The sequence below is a fragment of the Shigella sp. FC1967 genome, assembly GCF_001743005.1.
Classification (GTDB): domain Bacteria; phylum Pseudomonadota; class Gammaproteobacteria; order Enterobacterales; family Enterobacteriaceae; genus Proteus.
This window is the reverse complement of record NZ_MIIZ01000755.1, coordinates 1-3720: the sequence shown is the minus strand read 5'-3', so window position 1 is coordinate 3720 and position 3720 is coordinate 1. Positions and strand designations below refer to the sequence as shown.

Annotated in this window: 5 protein-coding genes and 1 pseudogene; 2 read left to right on the top strand and 4 right to left on the bottom strand. The window is 39.1% G+C overall.

Going from position 1 to position 3720, the window contains the following annotated elements; genetic code table 11:
• Positions 1-471: cation transporter (locus BHE89_RS12135; RefSeq protein ID WP_171742497.1), on the bottom strand; the 471-nt coding region annotated here is incomplete at its 3' end.
• Between the two features lie 177 nt (positions 472-648).
• Positions 649-1275: a lysoplasmalogenase gene (locus BHE89_RS12130; protein WP_069368406.1), complete on the bottom strand. Its 627-nt coding sequence runs from the start codon at positions 1273-1275 to the stop codon at positions 649-651.
• A gap of 289 nt (positions 1276-1564) precedes the next feature.
• Between BHE89_RS12130 and BHE89_RS25645 the strand changes: the two genes are divergently transcribed.
• Complete coding sequence (locus tag BHE89_RS25645) at positions 1565-1702, top strand: hypothetical protein (protein WP_286146095.1); 138 nt, start codon at positions 1565-1567, stop codon at positions 1700-1702.
• Between the two features lie 236 nt (positions 1703-1938).
• Here BHE89_RS25645 and BHE89_RS12120 read toward each other — a convergent pair whose 3' ends face one another.
• Both BHE89_RS12120 and rsmD read right to left on the bottom strand, forming a co-directional pair.
• Positions 1939-2193: a DUF1145 family protein gene (locus BHE89_RS12120; protein WP_171742496.1), complete on the bottom strand. Its 255-nt coding sequence runs from the start codon at positions 2191-2193 to the stop codon at positions 1939-1941.
• Positions 2194-2210: 17 nt separating this feature from the next.
• Complete coding sequence (gene rsmD / locus BHE89_RS12115) at positions 2211-2795, bottom strand: 16S rRNA (guanine(966)-N(2))-methyltransferase (RefSeq protein WP_069368403.1); 585 nt, start codon at positions 2793-2795, stop codon at positions 2211-2213.
• A gap of 292 nt (positions 2796-3087) precedes the next feature.
• On the opposite strand from rsmD, the pseudogene BHE89_RS12110 reads away from it, so the two are divergent.
• A pseudogene (locus BHE89_RS12110) lies at positions 3088-3720 on the top strand (signal recognition particle-docking protein FtsY); the annotation flags it as partial.

Here is a 3720-nt window from a genome sequence, read left to right as displayed (position 1 = left end):
AAAAAGTTCAAAACCTGCACTGTTAATTGCCGCGATCACGTCAGCGCGTAGATCGCTATCTGCATCAACGACCAATTTTTCAGTGGCAAAAAGGACTTTTGCTTGTTTTACACCCGCGACTTTAAGTGCGGCTGTTTCAATTTTTTGAGCGCAACTCGGACAATCCATTCCTTGCACTTTCCAACTAAAGCGTTGCTGTGCAATCTTTTCTGGCTCAATGTTAGAAACAGGGGCGTTGATATCACAGCTTGCATGAGCATGATTGTGCCCATCGTGATTATGTTCGTGAGAATGCTCGTGATGATGCTCATCCTCGCATTCAGGATCACTTTTATCTATCTTAGTATGAGAATGTCCGCTTTCTGTATGTGAGTGCGTACTATTCTCAGAGTGACCTGAACAGCATTGAGAGCTTGAGCAGCAAGCATCGGTATGTTTATGATTATCGTGTTGATGAGCATGTTTAGTCATAACTGGCTCTCCTTGTTCAACAAAGTAAAGTCTAAATTCATTTCTGATAAGTACTTTACAGCTTGGAGTAGAGTCCAGAGTCAAGATATCAACGGTATATTCATTGGCAAAAAGTGCTAACTAGGTCAAAAAATTAACCCCTCATTCTATTTTGTAAAGACAAGGGGTTAATCGATACTAAAGAAATAAAGCTCTAACAATGAAGAAATGCCCAATAAAATAACAGGCGCTGACAAGCCCTTTGGATGCTGAAAATGAGAAGCGGAAGCGATTAATTAGCCATATGGAGTAAGCAATTACTAACAGGAATGAACCCACCATGACTGACAAGTTGTAATCATTGCTTAAGTAGAAGAATTTTTCACCTGCAATCCAAAACATAGCAAATGCCGCTAATAAAGTTAACGAGGCTGGAATTGCTAATTTATCGAGCTTAGTCCAGACAATCGCTAAAATGATAATGAAAGCAAGAATAACGAATCCAAGTAAAGGAAGATAGAAAGAGAGTTGGAGCGGTAGTAAAAAGCTTACCATATAAAGTATATAGCTCAGAAAAACCAAAGCAAAAGAAGGTAGTAAATACTTACTATCAAAAATTCTTAAGATATCAGAAAGTAGTGTCGCTAATAATGCACCTACAATAAGGTAGCTATTAATATTGTGTTCGGGAACTTGCCATGCCCAAAGTAATAAAAGGAGTAACGTGATAGGACGGAATAACCATTGTTGCCAATTAGGGCCTCGATATGCGGCATCGATATAAAGCCATCCGGAGAATAATACGGCGAGAAAAGGCCAACTCATAATATCTTCCTTATATTCAGAACTGTTTTATTATTCATAACAGAAAGATTAATTTAAGAATAGCGGTTAATGACGAAATTGATGGACTTATTAAAATAATATAAAGCACACTATTTTTTTTGTCCATATAACGATAGGAACTAATGTAATGAATAAAGCGGCTATTTTAGGAATTGCGATACTAATCATAATTATAGCGTCGGCAACTTTATCGTTTTTTTTTGAACAAAAAAAAAACAGCGGATAAGTGACGATAATTCGCCTATTAAACTTTATATGGTTGAAATAATTGATAAAAAAAGAAATTGCAGCAAATGAACGGCGCTCAAGAGAAAATGACGTTAATGGTCCAGAAACAACATATTATTATCAAGTTACTTTTCGTTTAACTACTGATGAGCGTAAAGATTTAGTGTTAAAAAATTGATAAATCATCTTATCAAGATATCGAACCTGGAATGAAAGGACGTCTATTTATGCAGGGAAGTCGTTTTATTAAGTTTGAAACAGATATGCCAAGTAATGATCAAGACAATAAATAAGATAATATATTCATGATATTGGCAATCTCTGGGGCTAATTGTCGACCCCAGATAATTGCGAGGGTATAACACTATTTATGGCTGCTGTTTGGTTTTGTTTTTCTGTTTTTCTTCGTATTCTTTACGTAATTCTTTTGTATTTTAAGAGTTCAAAGATCCCAAAGAAGAAAACACGAAATTGTAATGCTGTTGACGGTTTTTGATCTTTAGGTTGTCCTGCTTTATACATAACGATTTGTAATCCATGCATGATTACCATAAAAATCAATGCGATATCCATAAAATATTTTAGAGGCTTAGGAAATGGAGACATAATATTTAAAAGTAGAAAGCCCCAAACACCGATCATTAAAAATCGGCCAAAAAAGATTAACATAGCAGCTCCATAAAAAATTAAGCAGATAAACTGCGAATATAAAGACGGTACGCGACTTGTCCTGCGATCTTCTCTCTATGCAATGTCCAATGAGTCGGAATTGTATAAGTCTGCGCTTTAACTTCTTCCTCAATATAAATATAGCAATCTTGTGCTAACCAATTGTTATTTTCTAATAATTGGATAGTGTCTGACAACATGCCTTTATGAAAAGGAGGATCTAAAAAAATGACATTATAAGGTGAACCTTGTTTGGCGAGATATGACAGTGCACTGTCTTGAATGACATGTCCATTCTCTGCATTAAGTAAGGTTAAGTTTGTGGTAATTTGTTGGGCGACTGCGCGTTCATATTCGATAAACGTGGTTTCACGCGCATAGCGAGAGAGGGCTTCAATACCTAAACCACCGCTTCCTGCAAAACAGTCTAGGCAGCGGGCATCTTGGATAACAGGCATTAGCCAATTAAAGAGTGTTTCTTTCACTCTATCCGTTGTCGGTCGTAATCCTTGGCTATCAAGAACAGGAAGTTTACGACCACGCCATTTTCCCCCAATTATTCTGATTTGTCCCATTGAGGCTTTTTGTGGTTTTTTGGCCATATTATTTTGATTTATATCGTTTAAACGTGAGTTCTGGAGTGTCTTTTAGAATAAGGGAACCGTGTCTGTCGTTATATCGATGACTTCCCTTGATTTAATCAGCAATAATTTACCATAAAATTCGTATAAAAGATGCGTTTATCCATGATCAAATGATAGACTTCATTATTATTTTCAATATCGTCAATGTAATCGCGCCATGATTTAGTGCGAGGAGTTTAGTAGCTAATGGCAAAAGAAAAAAAAAGGTTTTTTCTCGTGGCTCGGTTTTGGGCGTAACAAAGAAGAAAATATTGAGCAAGAGAAAGAACAGCAACGTTTAGAAGAAGCGCGTCTGGCTCAAGAAGCGGAAGCGCAACGCCTTGCGCAAGAAGAAGCCCAGCGCCAAGCGGAACTGGAAGCAGAACAAGCGCGTCAAGAAGCCGCACGTTTAGAAGAAGCGCGTCTGGCTCAAGAAGCAGAAGCACAACGCCTTGTGCAAGAAGAAGCCCAGCGTCAAGCGGAACTGGAAGCAGAACAAGCGCGTCAAGAAGCCGCACGTTTAGAAGAAGCGCGTTTGGCTCAAGAAGCGGAAGTACAACGCCTTGCGCAAGAAGAAGCCCAGCGCCAAGCGGAACTGGAAGCAGAGCAAGCGCGTCAAGAAGCCGCACGTTTAGAAGAAGCGCGTCTGGCTCAAGAAGCGGAGGTACAACGCCTTGCGCAAGAAGAAGCCCAGCGCCAAGCAGAACAAGCACGTCAAGAAGCGGCGCGTTTAGAAGAAGCGCGTCTAGCTCAAGAAGCGGAAGCGCAACGCCTTGCACAAGAAGAGGAAAATAAACGTCTCGCTATTGCACAAGCAGAAGCTGAGGATATTGGATCTTTACGCGAAGAAGTGCTTGCAGATAAAGTTGTTGAGCAAGAGAAACCAAAGAAAGAAGGCTTTTTT